This is a genomic window from Mesorhizobium sp. M7A.F.Ca.CA.004.12.1.1 (genome assembly GCF_003997835.1).
GTDB lineage: Bacteria > Pseudomonadota > Alphaproteobacteria > Rhizobiales > Rhizobiaceae > Mesorhizobium.
In genome coordinates this window covers 1-581 of sequence record NZ_RZRK01001457.1, presented here as the reverse complement: position 1 = coordinate 581, position 581 = coordinate 1, and the positions used below count along the sequence as shown (strand labels likewise).

General features: G+C 62.3%; 1 pseudogene. It reads left to right on the top strand.

Going from position 1 to position 581, the window contains the following annotated elements:
* Positions 1-429 (top strand): annotated as a pseudogene (locus EN984_RS37020) (trigger factor); the annotation flags it as partial.
* Positions 430-581: the final 152 nt, after the last annotated feature.

Below are 581 nucleotides of genomic sequence, written 5' to 3'. Positions count from 1 at the left end.
GCCGAGTATCTGCGGCGTGCCGAGCGCCGCGTGCGTCTCGGCCTGGTGCTGGCTGAAATCGGCGAGAAGGCCGGCGTGACCGTATCGGACGAAGAGCTGCAGCGCGGCCTGTTCGAGCAGGTGCGCCGCTATCCGGGCAACCAGCAGCAGGAAGTCTTCGAGTTCTACCGCAACAACCCGGAAGCGTTGAACACGCTGCGGGCGCCGATGTTCGAGGAAAAAGTGGTCGACCATCTGCTCGGTCAGATTTCGGTCACCGACGTCAAGGTCAGCAAGGAAGAGCTGATGGCCGACGACGAAGAGGACGAGACCTCCGTCAAGGCGAAGCCGGCGAAGAAAGCCGCCGCCAAGAAGGCCGACGCCAAGAAGGCCGACGACGCGGAAGAGCCCAAGAAGAAGGCCGCGCCGAAGAAGAAGGCCGCCGAATAACACCAGCGCTCCGCTGAAACAGGAAGGCCGCCCTCCAGGCGGCCTTTTTCGTTGCCAAACTGCAACAGCCGCCATGCTTCGCGAGCGACGGCCTGTGGCGACCAAGCTTTGATCATTATCTGCGCTTCTATTGCAAGCCGCTTGGTTGTTGG